We start from the raw sequence: 16,261 nt of genomic DNA on the forward strand, positions 1-16,261 counted from the left end.
CCTTGGCTCGCGCTGCTCGGTTTCAAGCGCCGAGTGTCTTTTCTAAGCGCTTGCTCAGGCCACGTTACCCGCCGGTCACTACAGTCGTCCAGAGACGTAGGTCACGCTGACGGCAGGTCACACGGGCACCGCGCCACGCCGGAACCAGTCACCGCAGGACCGGCTCACCCCGGAGCCGAGACGGCCGCCGCCTCGAACGCCCCCCGCGCCATCCGGTGCAACAACGCCGCCGTCCCCGCCCGGCCGGGCAGCGAGCCCGGGCGCCCGAGGTGCGGCGTCGAGTTCAGCAGCCCGAACACCGCGTGGACGGCGGCCCGGGCGGCCGGCTCGGCGAGGTCCGGGTACACCTCGCGCACGACCTGCACCCACAGCTCTACGTACTGCCGTTGGAGCTGCCGTACGAGCTTGCGGTCGCTGTCCCGGAGGCGGTCCAGCTCGCGGTCGTGCAAGGTGATCAGAGGGCGGTCGTCGAGCGCGAAGTCGATGTGCCCTTCGACGAGCGAGTCGAGGACCGCCTCCGGGTTCCCGGCGACCTCGGCGGACCGCCGCTTGCCACCGGTCAGCAGCTGCTCGCTGATCCCCACGAGCAGCTCGGCGAGCATCGCGTCCTTGCCCGCGAAGTGCCGGTACAGGCCCGGTCCGCTGATGCCGACCGCCGCCCCTATCTCGTCGACACCGACGCCGTGGAAGCCTCGCTCGGCGAAGAGCCGGGCGGCTTCCTTGAGGATCTGTTCGCGGCGGGTGAGGGCGTCGGTTCTGATGGCCATGGAGGCAATTCTAGACAGCGAGGTTAGCGCTCGTTAACCTGATGGAAACGGTTAACGCTCATTAACAAGGTGAGGGGACTCCACGATGCAGGAGGCACCGGAGCTGACCAGCGCGGCTGACCCTGCGTCGGCGGCCTGGCGGGCCAACGAGGTGGCGCACCGCGCCCTCGTGGACGAGCTGCGGCAGAAGCTGGCCATGGCGCGGCTCGGCGGCGGCGAGCGGGCGCGCGCCCGGCACACCGCGCGCGGAAAGCTGCTGCCGCGCGACCGCGTGGACACCCTGCTGGACCCGGGCTCACCCTTCCTGGAGCTGGCCCCGCTCGCCGCCGACGGGCTGTACGACGGCCAGGCTCCGGCGGCAGGGGTCATCGCCGGGATCGGGCGGGTGAGCGGCCGCGAGTGCGTGGTCGTCGCCAATGACGCGACCGTCAAGGGCGGCACGTACTACCCGATGACGGTGAAGAAGCACCTGCGCGCCCAGGAGGTGGCGCTGGAGAACCGCCTCCCCTGTGTGTACTTGGTGGACTCCGGGGGCGCGTTCCTGCCCATGCAGGACGAGGTCTTCCCCGACCGCGAGCACTTCGGGCGGATCTTCTACAACCAGGCGCGGATGTCGGGGGCGGGGATCCCGCAGATCGCGGCGGTGCTCGGCTCCTGCACGGCGGGTGGGGCGTATGTCCCCGCCATGAGCGACGAGGCCGTGATCGTGCGCAATCAGGGCACGATCTTCCTCGGCGGCCCGCCCCTGGTGAAGGCCGCCACCGGAGAGGTCGTCACCGCCGAGGAGCTGGGCGGCGGCGAGGTCCACGCGCGCGTGTCGGGTGTCACCGACCATCTCGCGGAGGACGACGCGCACGCGCTGCGGATCGTGCGCACCATCGTTTCCACCCTCCCCGCGCGCGGAGCACTGCCCTGGACGGTCGCACCGGCCGTGGAGCCGAAGGCGGACCCGGCTGGGCTGTACGGCGTGGTGCCGGTGGATTCCCGTACCCCCTATGACGTACGCGAGGTCATCGCGCGCGTGGTCGACGGCTCGCGCTTCGCGGAGTTCAAGTCGGAGTTCGGGCAGACGCTGGTGACGGGGTTCGCGCGGGTGCACGGGCATCCGGTCGGGATCGTCGCCAACAACGGCATCCTGTTCTCCGAATCGGCCCAGAAGGGCGCCCACTTCATCGAGCTGTGCGACCAGCGCGGGATCCCGCTGCTGTTCCTGCAGAACGTCTCGGGCTTCATGGTGGGCCGTGACTACGAGGCGGGCGGTATCGCCAAGCACGGCGCCAAGATGGTCACGGCGGTGGCCAGTACGCGCGTACCGAAGCTTACGGTGGTGATCGGCGGCTCGTACGGCGCGGGCAACTACTCGATGTGCGGCCGGGCGTACTCCCCGCGCTTCCTGTGGATGTGGCCCAACGCCAAGATCTCCGTGATGGGCGGCGAGCAGGCCGCGTCGGTCCTCGCGACCGTCAAGCGCGACCAGTTGGAGGCCCGCGGCGAGTCCTGGCCCGCCGAGGAGGAAGAGGCCTTCAAGGAGCCGATCCGCGCCCAGTACGAGCGCCAGGGGAACGCCTACTACGCGACGGCCCGGCTCTGGGACGACGGGGTCATCGACCCGATGGAGACCCGGCAGGTGCTGGGACTGGCCTTGACCGCGTGCGCGAACGCCCCGCTGGGCGAGCCCCAGTTCGGCGTCTTCCGGATGTGAGGGTGAGGGACTCTTGACCATGTTCGAGACAGTGCTTGTGGCCAACCGGGGCGAGATCGCGGTCCGTGTCATCCGTACGCTCCGGTCGCTGGGTGTGCGCTCGGTGGCCGTCTTCAGCGATGCGGACGCCGACGCACGGCACGTCCGGGAGGCGGACACGGCCGTACGGATCGGTCCGGCGCCGGCGGGTGAGAGCTATCTGTCGGCGGAGCGGCTGCTGGAGGCGGCGGCACGGACGGGCGCGCAGGCGGTGCATCCGGGCTATGGCTTCCTCGCCGAGAACGCCTCCTTCGCGCGTGCCTGCGCCGACGCCGGGCTCGTCTTCATCGGGCCGCCCGCCTCGGCCATCGAGCTCATGGGCGACAAGATCCGGGCCAAGGAGACAGTGCGGGCGGCCGGGGTTCCGGTCGTGCCGGGAGCCGCCGATCCCGAACTGGAGGAGGCGGCCCGCGAGTTGGGCGCCCCCGTGCTGCTCAAGCCCTCGGCGGGCGGCGGCGGCAAGGGGATGCGGCTGGTGCGCGACCTGTCGGTGCTGAGCGAGGAGATCGCGGCGGCCCGGCGTGAGGCGCGGGCATCCTTCGGTGACGACACGCTGCTCGTGGAGCGGTGGATCGACCGGCCCCGGCACATCGAGATCCAGGTCCTGGCCGACGGCCACGGCCATGTGGTGCACCTGGGCGAGCGTGAGTGCTCCCTCCAGCGCCGGCACCAGAAGATCATCGAGGAGGCGCCGAGTGTGCTGCTCGACGAGAAGACGCGGGCGGCCATGGGGGCGGCGGCGGTGGAGGCGGCGCGGTCCTGCGGGTATGTGGGCGCGGGCACGGTCGAGTTCATCGTGCCGGGCGACGACCCGTCGGCGTACTGCTTCATGGAGATGAACACCCGGCTCCAGGTCGAGCATCCGGTGACGGAGATGGTCACGGGGGTCGATCTTGTCGAGTGGCAGCTTCGGGTCGCTGCGGGTGAGCGGCTGGCGTTCGGGCAGGGCGACATCGCGCTCACGGGGCACGCGATCGAGGCGCGGATCTGCGCGGAGGATCCGGCGCGGGGGTTCCTTCCCTCCGGGGGGACGGTTCTGACTCTGCGCGAGCCTCAGGGCGACGGTGTTCGCACCGACTCAGGGCTCAGTGAAGGCACCGAGGTCGGCAGCCTGTACGACCCGATGCTGTCCAAGGTCATCGCGTACGGGCCGGACCGCGCGACCGCGCTGCGGAAGCTCCGGGCGGCCCTCGCCGAGACGGTGACGCTGGGGGTGCCGACCAACGTGGGTTTCCTGCGGAGGCTGTTGGCTCACCCTGCCGTCGTGGCCGGGGAGTTGGACACGGGGCTGGTGGAGCGGGAGGTTGACGGGCTGGTCTCGGCTGAGGTGCCGGGTGAGGTTTACGTGGCGGCGGGGTTGCTGCGACAAGCGGAACTTTTCCCCAAGCCCGCCCCTCCCCGAAGCTGGGGGCTGCGCCCCCAGACCCCCCTTCGGCCTGAACGGCCTCGTCCTCAAACGCCGGACGGGCTAGATGGGTGGACCGATCCTTTCTCGGTACCCAGCGGATGGCGACTCGGCGGGGAGCCCGCCTGGACCGTGCACCACCTCCGCGTACCCGGCCACGACCCAGTCGAGGTACGCGTACGCGGCACTCTCCGCGACGCGGAAGTCTCGTGGGGGTCTGGGGGCTTGCCCCCAGCTTCGGGAAGGGGCGGGCTTGGGGAAGAAAACCCACCCACCCGCACCGGCACCGTCACCCTCCACCTCAACGGCGTCACCCACACCTTCGCCACCCTGCCGACAGGCACCTGGCTCGGCCGCGACGGCGACGCCTGGAACGTCCAGGACTACGACCCCGTCGCCGCCTCCCTCACCGGCGCCGCCCGCACCGGCGTCGACTCCCTCACCGCCCCCATGCCCGGCACGGTGACCGTCGTGAAGGTGGCCGTCGGCGACGAGGTGACCGCCGGACAGAGCCTGCTGGTCGTCGAGGCGATGAAGATGGAGCACGTCATCTCCGCCCCGCATGCCGGCACCGTCGCCGAACTGGACGTCACTCCGGGCTCGACCGTCGCCATGGACCAGGTGCTGGCCGTGATCGCGCCCCAGGAGCAAGAGCTGGGGCAGGAGCAGGAGGAGGCCACATCATGACCACTCCCGAACTGGGACTCCCCATGGCCGTCCCCGCCCGGGGCCTCCCGGCCGCCGTCCGGATCTACGAGGTCGGCGCCCGCGACGGCTTGCAGAACGAGAAGGGCACGGTCCCGACAGAGGTCAAGGCCGAGTTCATCCACCGCCTCGCCGACGCGGGCCTGACGACCATCGAGGCCACCAGCTTCGTACACCCGAAGTGGGTGCCCCAACTGGCGGACGCGGAACAGCTGTTCCCCCGCGTCAGCGAACTCCCGGTCGCGCTCCCGGTCCTCGTGCCGAACGAACGCGGCCTGGACCGCGCCCTGGCGCTCGGCGCCCGGCAGGTCGCCGTCTTCGCCAGTGCCACCGAGTCCTTCGCGAAGGCCAACCTCAACCGCACCCTCGACGAGTCGCTGGCCATGTTCGAGCCGGTGGTGAACCGGGCGAAGACGGAAGGCTGCCACGTCCGCGGCTACATCTCCATGAGCTTCGGGGACCCGTGGGAGGGCGCGGTCCCGATCCCCCAGGTCGTCCGGGTCTGCAGGACCCTGCTCGACATGGGCTGCGACGAACTGAGCCTCGGCGACACGATCGGGGTGGCGACAGCCGGACACGTCCAAACCCTCCTCGCCGCTCTCAACGAAGAAGGCGTTCCCACGCACACCCTCGGCGTGCACTTCCACGACACCTACGGCCAGGCCCTCGCCAACACCCTCGCGGCACTTCAGCACGGCGTCACGACCGTCGACGCGTCCGCCGGAGGCCTCGGCGGCTGCCCGTACGCCAAGTCCGCCACCGGCAACCTCGCCACCGAAGACCTCGTGTGGATGCTGCGGGGCCTCGGCATCGACACCGGGGTCGACCTCGACCGTCTTATCGCCACGAGCGTGTGGATGGCCGACCGACTGGGCCGGCCCAGCCCGTCCCGTACCGTCCGCGCCCTCTCCCACAAGGAGCAGTGAAAGAACGATGGATCACAAGCTCTCCCCCGAACTCGAAGAACTCCGGCGTACGGTCGAGGAGTTCGCACACGACGTGGTCGCCCCGAAGATCGGTGACTTCTACGAGCGGCATGAGTTCCCGTACGAGATCGTGCGGGAGATGGGCCGGATGGGCCTGTTCGGGCTGCCGTTCCCGGAGGAGTATGGCGGTATGGGCGGCGACTATCTGGCGCTGGGCATCGCGCTGGAGGAACTGGCCCGAGTGGATTCCTCGGTGGCGATCACGCTGGAGGCGGGCGTCTCGCTGGGCGCGATGCCGGTCCACCTCTTCGGTACGGAGGCCCAGAAGCGGGAGTGGCTGCCCCGCCTCTGCACGGGCGAGATCCTCGGTGCCTTCGGCCTGACCGAACCGGACGGCGGCTCGGACGCCGGCGCGACCCGTACGACGGCCCGTCTCGACGAGGCGACGAACGAGTGGGTGATCAACGGCACCAAGTGCTTCATCACCAACTCCGGGACGGACATCACGGCTCTGGTCACCGTCACGGCGGTCACCGGCCGCACTCCGGACGGCAAGCCGCGCATCTCAGCGATCATCGTCCCGTCCGGGACGCCGGGCTTCACGGTGGCGCCCGCGTACTCGAAGGTCGGCTGGAACGCCTCGGACACCCGCGAGCTGTCCTTCGACGACGTCCGCGTACCCGCCGCGAACCTGCTCGGTGAGGAGGGCCGCGGTTACGCCCAGTTCCTCCGCATCCTCGACGAGGGCCGTATCGCCATAGCGGCCCTGGCGACGGGTCTGGCGCAGGGCTGCGTCGACGAATCCCTCAAGTACGCCAAGGAGCGCCACGCCTTCGGCCGCCCGATCGGTGCGAACCAGGCGATCCAGTTCAAGATCGCCGACATGGAGATGAAGGCCCACACGTCCCGCCTCGCCTGGCGCGACGCGGCCTCCCGCCTGGTGACCGGCGACCCCTTCAAGAAGGAGGCGGCCCTGGCCAAGCTCTACTCCTCCACGATCGCCGTGGACAACGCCCGCGACGCCACCCAGATCCACGGCGGCTACGGCTTCATGAACGAGTACCCGGTGGCCCGCATGTGGCGCGACTCCAAGATCCTGGAAATCGGCGAGGGCACGAGCGAGGTCCAACGCATGCTGATCGCACGGGAGTTGGGCCTGGTCGGCTGACATCTCTCTCGCTCAGAGGAGCAGCTCCGCCCACACTGCCTTGCCAATCCCATGCCGCCGCGGACAGCACCCCCACTTCTCCGCCAGGGCAACGACGAGAGCAAGGCCACGCCCGCACTCCTCATCAGCCTGCGCCTCCCTGTATCGGCAAGGGGCATCGACGTCCGCGACTCAAAGGCCGTACCAAGCCCCTCACTCGCCTCCTCTCCCGCCTCATGGAGCACGTTCCTCCGTGCCCTCACCGCCGACACTCTCATCCATGGCGGCCAAGGTGTCGACCGGTCTTGATCTTGGCGGTCAGTACGGTTTCACCGGCTCTTCTCTCTGCGGTTTCCCGGGACGTCACCTACGGCGAAGACGCCTCCCGCGTCCGCACCGGCAACGCACCCCGCGTCATGGCCAGCCTCCGAAACCTGGCCGTCAGCCTCCAACGACTCGCCGGCCACACCAACATCGCCGCCGCGCTCCGCGCGGGCGCACGCGACGCCACCCGCCCGCTCAAACTCCTCGGAATCCTCACCTGACCAGGCATCAACGAATTTGCCGGAACCCTGTCGGGGCGTGGTCGATCATCGGTGCTCGTTCAGCGCGACAAGCAAGGTGTCCGTGGGCTGCACGTCGGACAGTGTTGGCCCGTTTGTGAAGCGAAAGACCGGTGTGGATTCGATACCGAGTTCGCGGCCGCGCGCGAGTGCGCCTCGCAGTTCTTCTTCGCTGACGCCTGTTGGCTCCACTCCGGTTTCAGCAGCAAGACGCGTGAGTTCGGCCCGGTCAGACAGGTGCGTGCCCTCGGTGAAGTATGCCCGAAAGAGGCGTTCCGCCATGTCCTCACCCCGGCCTTGGGACGACGCCTGCAAAAGTAGCCGATGCGCCTCGAACGTATCGGTGAACAATGCCTTTCGGAAGTTGAACACCAGGCCCTCAGCAGCGCCGAGGGTAGTGTCGTCGGCAATCGCTCGAGCGGTTTGTTCGCCGCGTTCACGCCTGAGCAGATCGAAGTGCGTCCCTCCGTCAAGCGGCGCATCGGGGCGCAGTTGGAACGGCTGGAACCGGACGTCGACCACGCCCCCGTCGGCCCGGTAGCGAATGGCGGCGCGTTGGAGTCGAGTGAAGCCAAGGTACGAGCCGGCACAGACGAAGTCGAGGACTATCTCGACGGTTCGCGCTTCTGACATGGATCTCCTCAGGTCCGAGTTCTTGTGTCACCAGGGAAGGGGGCCCGCATTGCCGTAGAAGCCGCCCGTCGGACCTTCTTTGTCGATGGAGGCCAGGGCGACGATCACGGCTGCGCCCTCCGTGACGGTCTGGGCCCCCGGCCTTGCTATCTGACCTGGGTCGGAGTCGGTGAGTCCGGGGTCCACTGTGTTGATCCGCATCTGGGGATAAGCATGGGCGTACTGAACCGTCACCATGTTGAGCGCGGCTTTGGCCGAGCCGTAACTCACCGAAGGCACCCACACCGGTATTTCCGCGGGATAGCCGGTCGGGTCCACCGCCGCGGCGATCGAACCCAACCCACTGCTCACGTTGACCACGACGGGGTTGTCGCTGGCGGCCAGCAGCGGGGCAAACGCGTGCGTCATACGAACGACACCGAAAACGTTGGTGTCATAGACAGTCAGCATGTCCTCGGCCGTGATGTCGGCGGCCGCTTGCCGAGAGCCGAAGATGCCGGCGTTGTTGATGAGCACATCCAGCCGCTCGACCTCCTCGCCGATCCGCTTCGCGGCGGCGACGACCGACGCATCACTGGTCACGTCGACCTGAACCGTTCGACCGCCGACACGCCGCACGGCCTCGGCGCCGCGCATGGGATCGCGGGCGCCCAGGTAGACCTCATGTCCGGCCTCGATGAGCTGACGGGCCGTCTCCAGACCGAGGCCGCGGTTCGCACCGGTGATCAGTGTTGTGGTCATGTCGCCAGCCTGCCGTTGTTCAGCGAGGTATGCAGGCCCCAGGACTTCCTAGGAAAAGCAGTACTAGCCTCGCCGTTTCGGTTGGGGTGATGAGACGTCGCTGATCGTCAGATGTCGGGTGGGCGAGGTGTTTTCGCTGCTTGGGCATGGTGGAGTCCCGGCGCGGTGGTCGGGTTCTCCAAGGTCCTTCGGGTTGTGGGCGGTCGGCTGGGACTGCCGGTCAGCCGGCGGGACGGGGCAGTGCGGCGAGGCGGTGGAAGGCCGTGGCGAGTTCGTGTTTCCAGGGCCAGGTCGCCGAGATCCGCAAGCGCAGACGGCGGCCGCCGCGGGTGAGGCGGGCGGCGACGTGCAGCAGCCGGTAGCGGAGCTTCTTCGGCTCGGCAGCGGCGAGTTCGCCGTCCAGCAGCAGGACGCGCATCCAGGCCAGCAGATCGATCGCCGTGAGGCTGAGTTCGAGCCAGACGGTATTGACGTTGAAGTCGCGGGAGGGGAAGCGGCCGAAGCCGGTGATCTTGCCGCACCGGATGTGGTCCTCGACGGAGGCATGCCCGCGGTGACGGACCTCCAGGAACTGGGCGGACCCGCCATCCGAGTAAGGGGTGTCGGTGAGGAACACTTGATGCCGTAGGCCCTCGTCCTGGTCGAACGAGGACGGTGGCATCGAGATCGCCCCCCTCGGTCCTGGCGGGCTGCTCGACGGGCCGGTGCGGCGGGTCTCGGACCCCGCCGAGGCCGTGCGCGGCCTGCCGGACGTCACACGCTGGGTGTGGCGGTCGACGGCCGAGACGTATCCGCGCCTGCTCGCCGCGGGGATGCGAGTGGAGCGGTGCTACGACGTCGAGGACGCGGAGACGCTCCTCCTCGGCCACGAGGGGCGGTACGGCGAGCCCCGCTCGGCGGCCGCCGCCCTGGCCCGGCTGCGCGGCGGCCCCGTACCGCCCGATCCACCCCAGCGGTCCGCCGAACCCGGCTCGCAGTCACCCCTCTTCGAGCCGCAGGCCGCGCACCTACCACTGGCCGACCTGGTCGAGGTGTACGCCGAGCAGCAGCGCCGCCATGACGCCACCGCCCACCCGGACCGCATGCGGCTGCTGACCGCCGCCGAGTCGGCGGGGATGCTGGTGGCCGCCGAGATGAACCGGGCCGGACTGCCGTGGAGCGCCGAGGTGCACCGCCGGGTGCTGCACGACCTGCTCGGCGAGCGGTACGCGGGCGGGGGCGAGCCCCGGCGCCTGGCCGAACTCGCCGACGAGGTGTCCGCCGCCTTCGGCCGGCGCGTACGCCCCGATCTGCCCGCCGATGTCATCAAGGCGTTCGCGCAGGCCGGAATCAAGGTCAAGTCGACCCGACGCTGGGAGATCGAGTCGGTCGACCATCCGGCCGTGAAGCCGCTGGTCGAGTATAAGAAGCGGTACCGGATCTGGGTCGCCCACGGCTGGTCCTGGCTGCAGGACTGGGTGCGCGACGGCCGCTTCCGGCCCGAGTTCCTGGCGGGCGGGACGGTCACGGGCCGATGTGTCACCAATGGCGGCGGTGGCCTCCAGATCCCCAAGGTCATCCGGCGTGCGGTGGTCGCCGACCCCGGCTGGCGGCTGGTGGTCGCCGACGCCGACCAGATGGAGCCGCGCGTGCTGGCGGCGATCTCCCGCGACCCCGGTCTGATGGAGGTCGCGGGCCGCGAGACCGACCTGTACCAGTCGGTGTCCGACCGCGCCTTCTCCGGCGACCGCGCCCAGGCCAAGCTCGCCGTGCTCGGCGCGGTCTACGGCCAGACCTCCGGCGACGGCCTGAAGAACCTCGCCGCGCTCAGACGCCGCTTCCCCAAGGCCGTGGCGTACGTCGACGAGGCCGCCCGCGCGGGCGAGGAGGGGCGGCTCGTACGGACCTGGCTCGGGCGGACCTGCCCGCCGGCGGCCGGGGCGACGGAGGACACGGCGGAGGAGGCGGGCATCCCCGCCGCCGAGGAGGACTCCGACGATCGGCAGCCGGCCCGGTCGGAGTGGATACCCGGATACGCCTCCCCCAACGCCCGCGCGCGGGGCCGCTTCGCCCGCAACTTCGTCGTCCAGGGCAGCGCCGCCGACTGGGCCCTGCTGCTGCTCGCCGCACTGCGGCGGACCTGCGCGGACATGGCGGCCGAGCTGGTCTTCTTCCAGCACGACGAGGTGATCGTGCACTGTCCCGAGGAGGAGGCGGAGACGGTCGTGGCGGCGATCCGGGAGGCGGCGGACCTCGCGGGGCGGCTGACGTTCGGTCAGACGCCGGTGCGGTTTCCGTTCACGACGGCGGTGGTGGAGTGTTATGCGGATGCGAAGTGATCGTGCCGGTGATCAGCCGGCCTCGTACGTGTCCTGGGTCCGCCTCTGCGGCTGAGTGACCGGCCCACCCCGCACCCCTGCCGCAGAAGTGGGAAGTTCCCCATGGCGTGCCATCAAAACGATCCGACGCAGTACCCGTGGACAGGAAGGGGCGGGCGAGGGCTTGGTCGTCAGCCCAACGGGTCTGGCCGTACCGGGATCCGCATCCTGCACGGATGTCACACGCTTGCTCACCGCGTCGTGCGTCGTACTCGGCAAGCCAACTCCGCGCACCGCCTCCTGAGACGTCCCACGACTTCCCGAGTTCGACGGCATCCTTCAGCGCGTGGTGCATGCCTGACACCTCGAGCGGACGTGCCGGCTGCGCGATGTCACCGACCAGCGCGACCCTGCCGCGTACCCGGCCCGAGGTGGACTTGCGGCTGAGGACTGTCCATGCCCGCCAATGCTCGCCCATCGTAAGAGCGTTGCGGGCGGCGTATCCGATGTCCGGGAAGGCTGCGAGCACTTGCTCCAGGTCCACTCGTGCACCGGACAGGCTGTCGCCGGTGTGACGGTGCCGGGTGGCAGAAAGACTCAGGTACCTGTAGTCAGGCAAGGGGTAGTGCGATACATGCCATCCCACCCCCACCCAGGACGTGGCTGCGCGCCCCTGCCATCGACTGGCGACCAGTTCCATCGGAATGACGGCGCTATAGACCGCAAGCTGCTCCTGCGAAGCACCGCAGGCCTGTTGCGCATCGTTGTGGACGAGGGAGCGAGCACCATCTGTGAGGATCAGGGCATCCCCTGTGACGCTACGTCCGTCGGCGAGTGCGGCAACCACTGACTCACCATGCTGGGTGTAGCCGACCACGCGGCTGTCCGCACACAGCTGGACAGAGTCCAGATCCCAGCACGCCTCGAGCAGCGGTTCGTACACATCCAGCCGGTGAGCTGTCGCGTGTGCCGAGCAGGACCACCCGCAACCAGCAAGCAGCGACTCCGAGGTGACCGGCTTCCCGGTCGAGCCGTCCATGATGCGGAATTCGTTGATCGTCAGCGACCGTGCGCGTACGGCTTCGCCGACTCCCAGCCGGTCCAGGAGCTGGAAGCCCTCAGGCGCCAACCGGACCCCCGCTCCACTCTCGGTGAAGACCGGCCGCTGCTCCAGTACGAGAACGTGATGGCCCCTCTTTCCCAGAGCAACCGCTGTGGCCAGACCACTGATGCCACCACCAGCAACCAGAATGCGCATGGCTCGATCATGGGCCCCGAGGGGCGACGCGGGCGATGTGATCAAGGCCCTTGTGTCAGAACTTCGCGGAGAGGTGACACAGACCGGAGAAGGATGTTTAGTCGACACGGTGTCCGTGTTAGGCATTTATGCCCCATACTCGATGCGCTCCATGGAGTCCATGCACTGGCTCCATGGGCGAACACGGGACCTGGCGGCCGCGACCACCTGAGCGACGTGCGCAGCCGCCGCCAAGGTCATGTGCCGATGCCAACCGTCGGAAGTCCGTCCCTCGTAGTCGAGGGTCCCCACGTGCGATGCGGAACTGGCGAAATCCCGCTCAACGCGCTGCGTGGACTTGGCAAGCCGCAGGAGGACCCCCAGGGGTGTTGCCCTCAGGTTGGTGAGCCAACACCGAACCGGCTGCTCCTGTCCACTGTCCCACTGCCCCAACAGCAGGAGCGGACGGTCGGCCCATTCCACCCGGACACCGGCGACCAGGCTTCTGCGCACGTCGCCCGTCGCCGGGTCCGTCCACTCCACCGGACGCCGAAGCATGCGGCTGAGCTGGAGCAGACGGGCGGCGGGAAGCGAACGGCGTGCCCGTCCCTGTGCCTGATCCAGCACCGACAGGTTGGCGGGCACGGCGGACAGCAGAGGGGCGCCTGCGTCCATGTACCGATCGAAGGCCGGACGCAGGTCGGCCCCTGGGATGTCCAGGACCACCGGACGGGGCCCGACCGCACACTGGTCGAATCCCAGAGTTGCCGATGCGACGCACTCCGCGGCCTGTTGGCCGGAACGCAGCAGGTTCCATTTCACGGGGACGGTGACGTCCTTGGCCACACCCCACACTCCAATGGCCTGCCCGGTCCCCCTGGGGATGGGCCGTGACTGCACCACCCAGGCGGCGAACCGCAGCTCGTTGTCGGCATAGCGCTGAAGAGCGCTGCTGACCGGCTCCCAGTCCCAGGTGGAGGAGGCGATGAAGTGGTGCAGGCTCTGCGCCAGTTCGGGGCCGCCGACGTGCGAGGCGATGTTCCGGACCGACTTGCGGCCCTCGGCCGCGATCAGTCCGCTCAGATACTGGGCACCCTTGATTCTTTGATCGCTGCGAGGCAGGGGGGCGAAGAGCGACTCGGACAGCTCGTCCAGGACCCTGCTGCTCTTCGCACCGGCCGACACGAGCGGTTCGGGTCTTACGGGCCTTACGGGCCTCCCGGGTCGTACGGCCTGCGGAACGCGGCGCATAGGAATCCCCCTCAAATCATGGCTTCGTTGTTTCGGATGTGGCGTGAGCGGGCGCCGTCCGAGGGCCTGTACCCGGCCGAAGAGAAGGGAAAGGGCTGTTGCGAGCAGCGCCGTGAGCCCTGTGATCCGCTTTACACTTCGCCCAGGGTGACGACACAGGTGAAGATCTCTCCATCGTGTTGCCGGGCAGTGACCAGGACGCGCCGGCGGCCTGCCGCGTCACCGTCGAGCGGGCGGGTGTCGATCCAGCACGGCGCGTCGAGCTCCGCATAGCGCATGAACTCGGTTTCCATGCCTGTGACAACCGTGGCGCGAGGGTACGAGGTGGCCTGTGCGGCCTGGCGTGCCGCTTCCAGGAGCAGCATGCCCGGAGCATGGTCGACCAGATGGTCGAAGAGGATCGGGTGTGACGTATCCGCCCGCAGCCGCCACCGGTTGTCACCGTCGGCAGGCGAGATGACGACGTCCTCGACGCGCTCTCTCCCCACCACGTGCGCGGGGGCCGGGGGCGGAGCGGGGATGGCTCGGGCGTTGGCGATGCCGATGTCGGCGTAGGCCCCGCGGAGCCGGGCGTATGTGGCGCGGTCCTGGACGGTGAAGTTCGTCCGGGCGCTGCCCAGTTGGGAGCCCTCCCGCCAGGCCTGCGCCGAAAGAGCCACGGCTGCCGCTCTCTCCTTGCGGTACCTCACATCCGTGCACGTGATGCGTAACTCGACGTCGACCGCCCGCCCTTCGGAGCGCAGCGCACCCGGGTCGAGGTCCCAGTGGAAGCTGTGCCAGAGCAGCTGGTGGCCGAACGGCACGTTGTACGCGGCGTGCGACAGCAGGGGCAGCGTCTGACGGACCGTCTCGCTCAGCAGCAAGGGGTCGTGCAGCCCATGGCGGACTTGGTAGAACTCGTGAGTCCGCGGCCAGTGGGCGCGCACCGTGAAGGCGCCGGGTGCGGGCCGGCACCAATCGGTGAGAAGGACCTCTGCCGGGTTCGCCTTGTGGGTGTAGGCCTGGGGCACAGGCGTGCGAGGTAAGTCCGCCTCGTCGTAGGCAAGCTGAAGCGATGGCAAGGTGATTCTCCCCCGCTGACTGGCTCTTGAGCGCGTACACGCTGATGGTTCAACGTGCAACATACATAAGATAGCGACTATTATTTTTGTTTGTCGAGAGGACAAGGTGCGGGGTGAATCGGACCACACGGCCGATGCAGCAGCGTGCGGTGCGCACGCGGGAGGTGCTCCTGAGGGCTGCGGCGGAGGTGTTCGACGAGGTCGGCTACACCCGGGCGAGCATCACCAAGATCATTGACCGGGCGGGGCTGACCGCCGGTGCCGTGTACTTCCACTTCAAGTCCAAAGAGGGGCTCGCCCGTGCCGTGATCCACGAGCAGGCAGCGGATCTGCTGTTCCCCCAAGGGGAGGCCGGGCTCCAGCGCCTGATCGACATGACCGGCTACCTGGCGGTGGAGATGCAGCAGAACACGCTGTTTCGCGCGGGCGTCCGACTCGCGGTCGAGCAGAACGAGGCCGACCTTCACGAGTACGCGATCTATGAGTGGTGGGCTGAGCGCTTCCGCGAGGAACTCGTCGCCGCGCGGCGCAAGGGGCAACTGCTCCCGTCGGCCGACGAGGACGCCTTCGCCTCCCTGCTGGTCGCCGCGTACACCGGTACGCAGATCATGTCGCAGCTCTCCACCCAACGGGCTGACCTGCCGGGACGGATCGCCGACATGTGGCACTGCCTCCTGCCCGCGCTGGCTCCCGCCGACGTCATCGCACAGATCACGATTCCTGTTTCCGAGACGGAGGCCGGGGCATGAGACGGCCGCAGGTCGTCCTGACCGGGGGGACCGGATTCATCGGGTCGAGGGTCCTGCACCGCTTGCTGGACCCGGAGCCGACGGGCCACCCGGTCGAGGTCCGGGCGCTCGCGCGCACCGAGCAACGGTCGTCTGCCGCGCCCCGCCTGTCCTGGGTGCCCGCGGACCTGACCCGCCCGGCGTCGCTGGACGGCGTCGGCGAGGACGCGGATGTCCTGATTCACCTCGCCGCACGGATCAGCGGGAGCGAGGCCGAGTGCGCGGCCGTGAACGTCCACGGCACCACCGCGCTGCTCGAGGAGGCCCGGCGTCGCGGCGTGGGCCGGATCATCCAGCTGTCCACCGCCGCGGTGTACGGCCCCGGACCGCACCGCGGGATCACCGTGAACGAGGTGGCCCCGGCGCCGGTCTCCCCGGCCAGCCGTACGCGGCTGGCGGGAGAGCGGGTGGCCGTGGACGCGGGGGCCACCGTTCTCCGACCGGGACTCGTGACCGGAGCCGGCGATCGCTGGGTCGTACCGGCCCTGGCCGATCTGCGGGAACAGCTGCCTGTCCGGTGGAACGGCGGCAAGGGGCTGGCGTCCATGGTGGACGTGGACGACCTGGCCCGCCTGATCGTGCGGCTCGCGACCATGCCCGACGGCCCGCCCAGCGGGATCTTCCACGCCAGCCACCCCCGCCCGGTCCGCAATCGAGACCTGATGACCACGCTCGCCGACCTCGGGGTGCTGCCCCCGGCCCCGGCGGAGGACCGTTCCTGGGAAGCCTGCCTGGAGCACCTCCGGCGATCACCGCACGGCGTGAGCGAGCGTCAGTTCGAGCTGCTGGCGGGCGACCACTGGTACGACAGCGACGACATCTGGCGGATCGCTGAACGCCCCGCGGGCCCGGGGCCGTTGGCCCGTCTCTCGGCGGCCTCGCCGTGGTACGCGACTCACCTCGCCGAACGGCGGAGAGCGCCGCGCGCCTGACGGCTGCGGCGCGGGTGTACCCGGGGTACGGGCGGCCCGGTTCCGCCGTACCCGGGGTATCCGTTGT

At 69.3% G+C, this 16,261-nt stretch carries 15 protein-coding genes and 1 pseudogene; 9 read left to right on the forward strand and 7 right to left on the reverse strand.

Annotated elements, in window-relative coordinates:
- Window positions 1-164: 164 nt before the first annotated feature.
- A complete protein-coding gene (locus ACGFNK_RS03890; RefSeq protein WP_393411621.1) occupies window positions 165-767 on the reverse strand; it encodes a TetR/AcrR family transcriptional regulator in 603 nt (200 codons plus the stop codon).
- Between the two features lie 85 nt (window positions 768-852).
- On the opposite strand from ACGFNK_RS03890, the gene ACGFNK_RS03895 reads away from it, so the two are divergent.
- The 6 genes from ACGFNK_RS03895 to ACGFNK_RS03920 all read left to right on the forward strand — a co-directional run bounded on the left by ACGFNK_RS03895 (window position 853) and on the right by ACGFNK_RS03920 (window position 7,236).
- Window positions 853-2,469 carry a carboxyl transferase domain-containing protein gene (locus tag ACGFNK_RS03895; RefSeq protein ID WP_393411624.1) on the forward strand — a complete coding sequence of 539 codons (1,617 nt, stop codon included), beginning with the start codon at window positions 853-855 and terminating at the stop codon, window positions 2,467-2,469.
- A gap of 19 nt (window positions 2,470-2,488) precedes the next feature.
- On the forward strand, window positions 2,489-4,600 hold the full coding sequence (locus ACGFNK_RS03900; RefSeq protein ID WP_393411627.1) for an acetyl/propionyl/methylcrotonyl-CoA carboxylase subunit alpha: 2,112 nt from the start codon (window positions 2,489-2,491) through the stop codon (window positions 4,598-4,600).
- A complete protein-coding gene (locus ACGFNK_RS03905) occupies window positions 4,597-5,544 on the forward strand; it encodes a hydroxymethylglutaryl-CoA lyase (protein ID WP_393411630.1) in 948 nt (315 codons plus the stop codon). The genes ACGFNK_RS03900 and ACGFNK_RS03905 overlap by 4 nt, the downstream gene beginning before the upstream one ends.
- Window positions 5,545-5,551: 7 nt before the next feature.
- Window positions 5,552-6,712 carry an acyl-CoA dehydrogenase family protein gene (locus ACGFNK_RS03910; RefSeq protein WP_393411633.1) on the forward strand — a complete coding sequence of 387 codons (1,161 nt, stop codon included), beginning with the start codon at window positions 5,552-5,554 and terminating at the stop codon, window positions 6,710-6,712.
- Window positions 6,713-6,763: 51 nt separating this feature from the next.
- A complete protein-coding gene (locus ACGFNK_RS03915) occupies window positions 6,764-7,000 on the forward strand; it encodes a DUF397 domain-containing protein (RefSeq protein WP_393411636.1) in 237 nt (78 codons plus the stop codon).
- 107 nt (window positions 7,001-7,107) lie between these two features.
- A complete protein-coding gene (locus ACGFNK_RS03920) occupies window positions 7,108-7,236 on the forward strand; it encodes a hypothetical protein (protein WP_393411639.1) in 129 nt (42 codons plus the stop codon).
- A gap of 45 nt (window positions 7,237-7,281) precedes the next feature.
- Here the strand turns inward: ACGFNK_RS03920 and ACGFNK_RS03925 are convergent, their stop codons facing one another.
- The 3 genes and pseudogenes from ACGFNK_RS03925 to ACGFNK_RS03935 form a co-directional block, all read right to left on the reverse strand.
- On the reverse strand, window positions 7,282-7,887 hold the full coding sequence (locus ACGFNK_RS03925; protein ID WP_393411642.1) for a DsbA family protein: 606 nt from the start codon (window positions 7,885-7,887) through the stop codon (window positions 7,282-7,284).
- 27 nt (window positions 7,888-7,914) lie between these two features.
- Window positions 7,915-8,628, reverse strand: a complete 714-nt coding sequence (locus ACGFNK_RS03930) for an SDR family NAD(P)-dependent oxidoreductase (RefSeq protein ID WP_393411645.1) — start codon at window positions 8,626-8,628, stop codon at window positions 7,915-7,917.
- A 220-nt stretch (window positions 8,629-8,848) separates the two neighbouring features.
- Window positions 8,849-9,280, reverse strand: a pseudogene (locus tag ACGFNK_RS03935) (transposase); the annotation flags it as partial.
- A 7-nt stretch (window positions 9,281-9,287) separates the two neighbouring features.
- On the opposite strand from ACGFNK_RS03935, the gene ACGFNK_RS03940 reads away from it, so the two are divergent.
- A complete protein-coding gene (locus ACGFNK_RS03940; protein WP_393412156.1) occupies window positions 9,288-10,946 on the forward strand; it encodes a bifunctional 3'-5' exonuclease/DNA polymerase in 1,659 nt (552 codons plus the stop codon).
- Here the strand turns inward: ACGFNK_RS03940 and ACGFNK_RS03945 are convergent.
- The 3 genes from ACGFNK_RS03945 to ACGFNK_RS03955 all read right to left on the reverse strand — a co-directional run bounded on the left by ACGFNK_RS03945 (window position 10,906) and on the right by ACGFNK_RS03955 (window position 14,423).
- On the reverse strand, window positions 10,906-12,228 hold the full coding sequence (locus ACGFNK_RS03945; RefSeq protein WP_393411648.1) for an FAD-dependent monooxygenase: 1,323 nt from the start codon (window positions 12,226-12,228) through the stop codon (window positions 10,906-10,908). The two genes, ACGFNK_RS03940 and ACGFNK_RS03945, sit on opposite strands and share 41 nt — an antisense overlap.
- An 81-nt stretch (window positions 12,229-12,309) precedes the next feature.
- Complete coding sequence (locus ACGFNK_RS03950; protein ID WP_393411651.1) at window positions 12,310-13,413, reverse strand: transposase; 1,104 nt, start codon at window positions 13,411-13,413, stop codon at window positions 12,310-12,312.
- Window positions 13,414-13,544: 131 nt separating this feature from the next.
- Window positions 13,545-14,423, reverse strand: coding sequence for a ScbA/BarX family gamma-butyrolactone biosynthesis protein (locus ACGFNK_RS03955; RefSeq protein WP_393411654.1), 879 nt, complete (start codon window positions 14,421-14,423; stop codon window positions 13,545-13,547).
- Between the two features lie 185 nt (window positions 14,424-14,608).
- Between ACGFNK_RS03955 and ACGFNK_RS03960 the strand changes: the two genes are divergently transcribed.
- Together ACGFNK_RS03960 and ACGFNK_RS03965 are read left to right on the forward strand one after the other, a co-directional pair.
- Window positions 14,609-15,223 carry a ScbR family autoregulator-binding transcription factor gene (locus ACGFNK_RS03960; protein ID WP_393411657.1) on the forward strand — a complete coding sequence of 205 codons (615 nt, stop codon included), beginning with the start codon at window positions 14,609-14,611 and terminating at the stop codon, window positions 15,221-15,223.
- On the forward strand, window positions 15,220-16,194 hold the full coding sequence (locus ACGFNK_RS03965) for an NAD-dependent epimerase/dehydratase family protein (protein ID WP_393411660.1): 975 nt from the start codon (window positions 15,220-15,222) through the stop codon (window positions 16,192-16,194). Before ACGFNK_RS03960 ends, ACGFNK_RS03965 begins: the two co-directional genes overlap by 4 nt.
- The last annotated feature ends 67 nt before the right edge of the window (window positions 16,195-16,261 follow it).

Source organism: Streptomyces sp. NPDC048825, from assembly GCF_043198355.1.
Lineage (GTDB): Bacteria > Actinomycetota > Actinomycetes > Streptomycetales > Streptomycetaceae > Streptomyces > Streptomyces xiangluensis.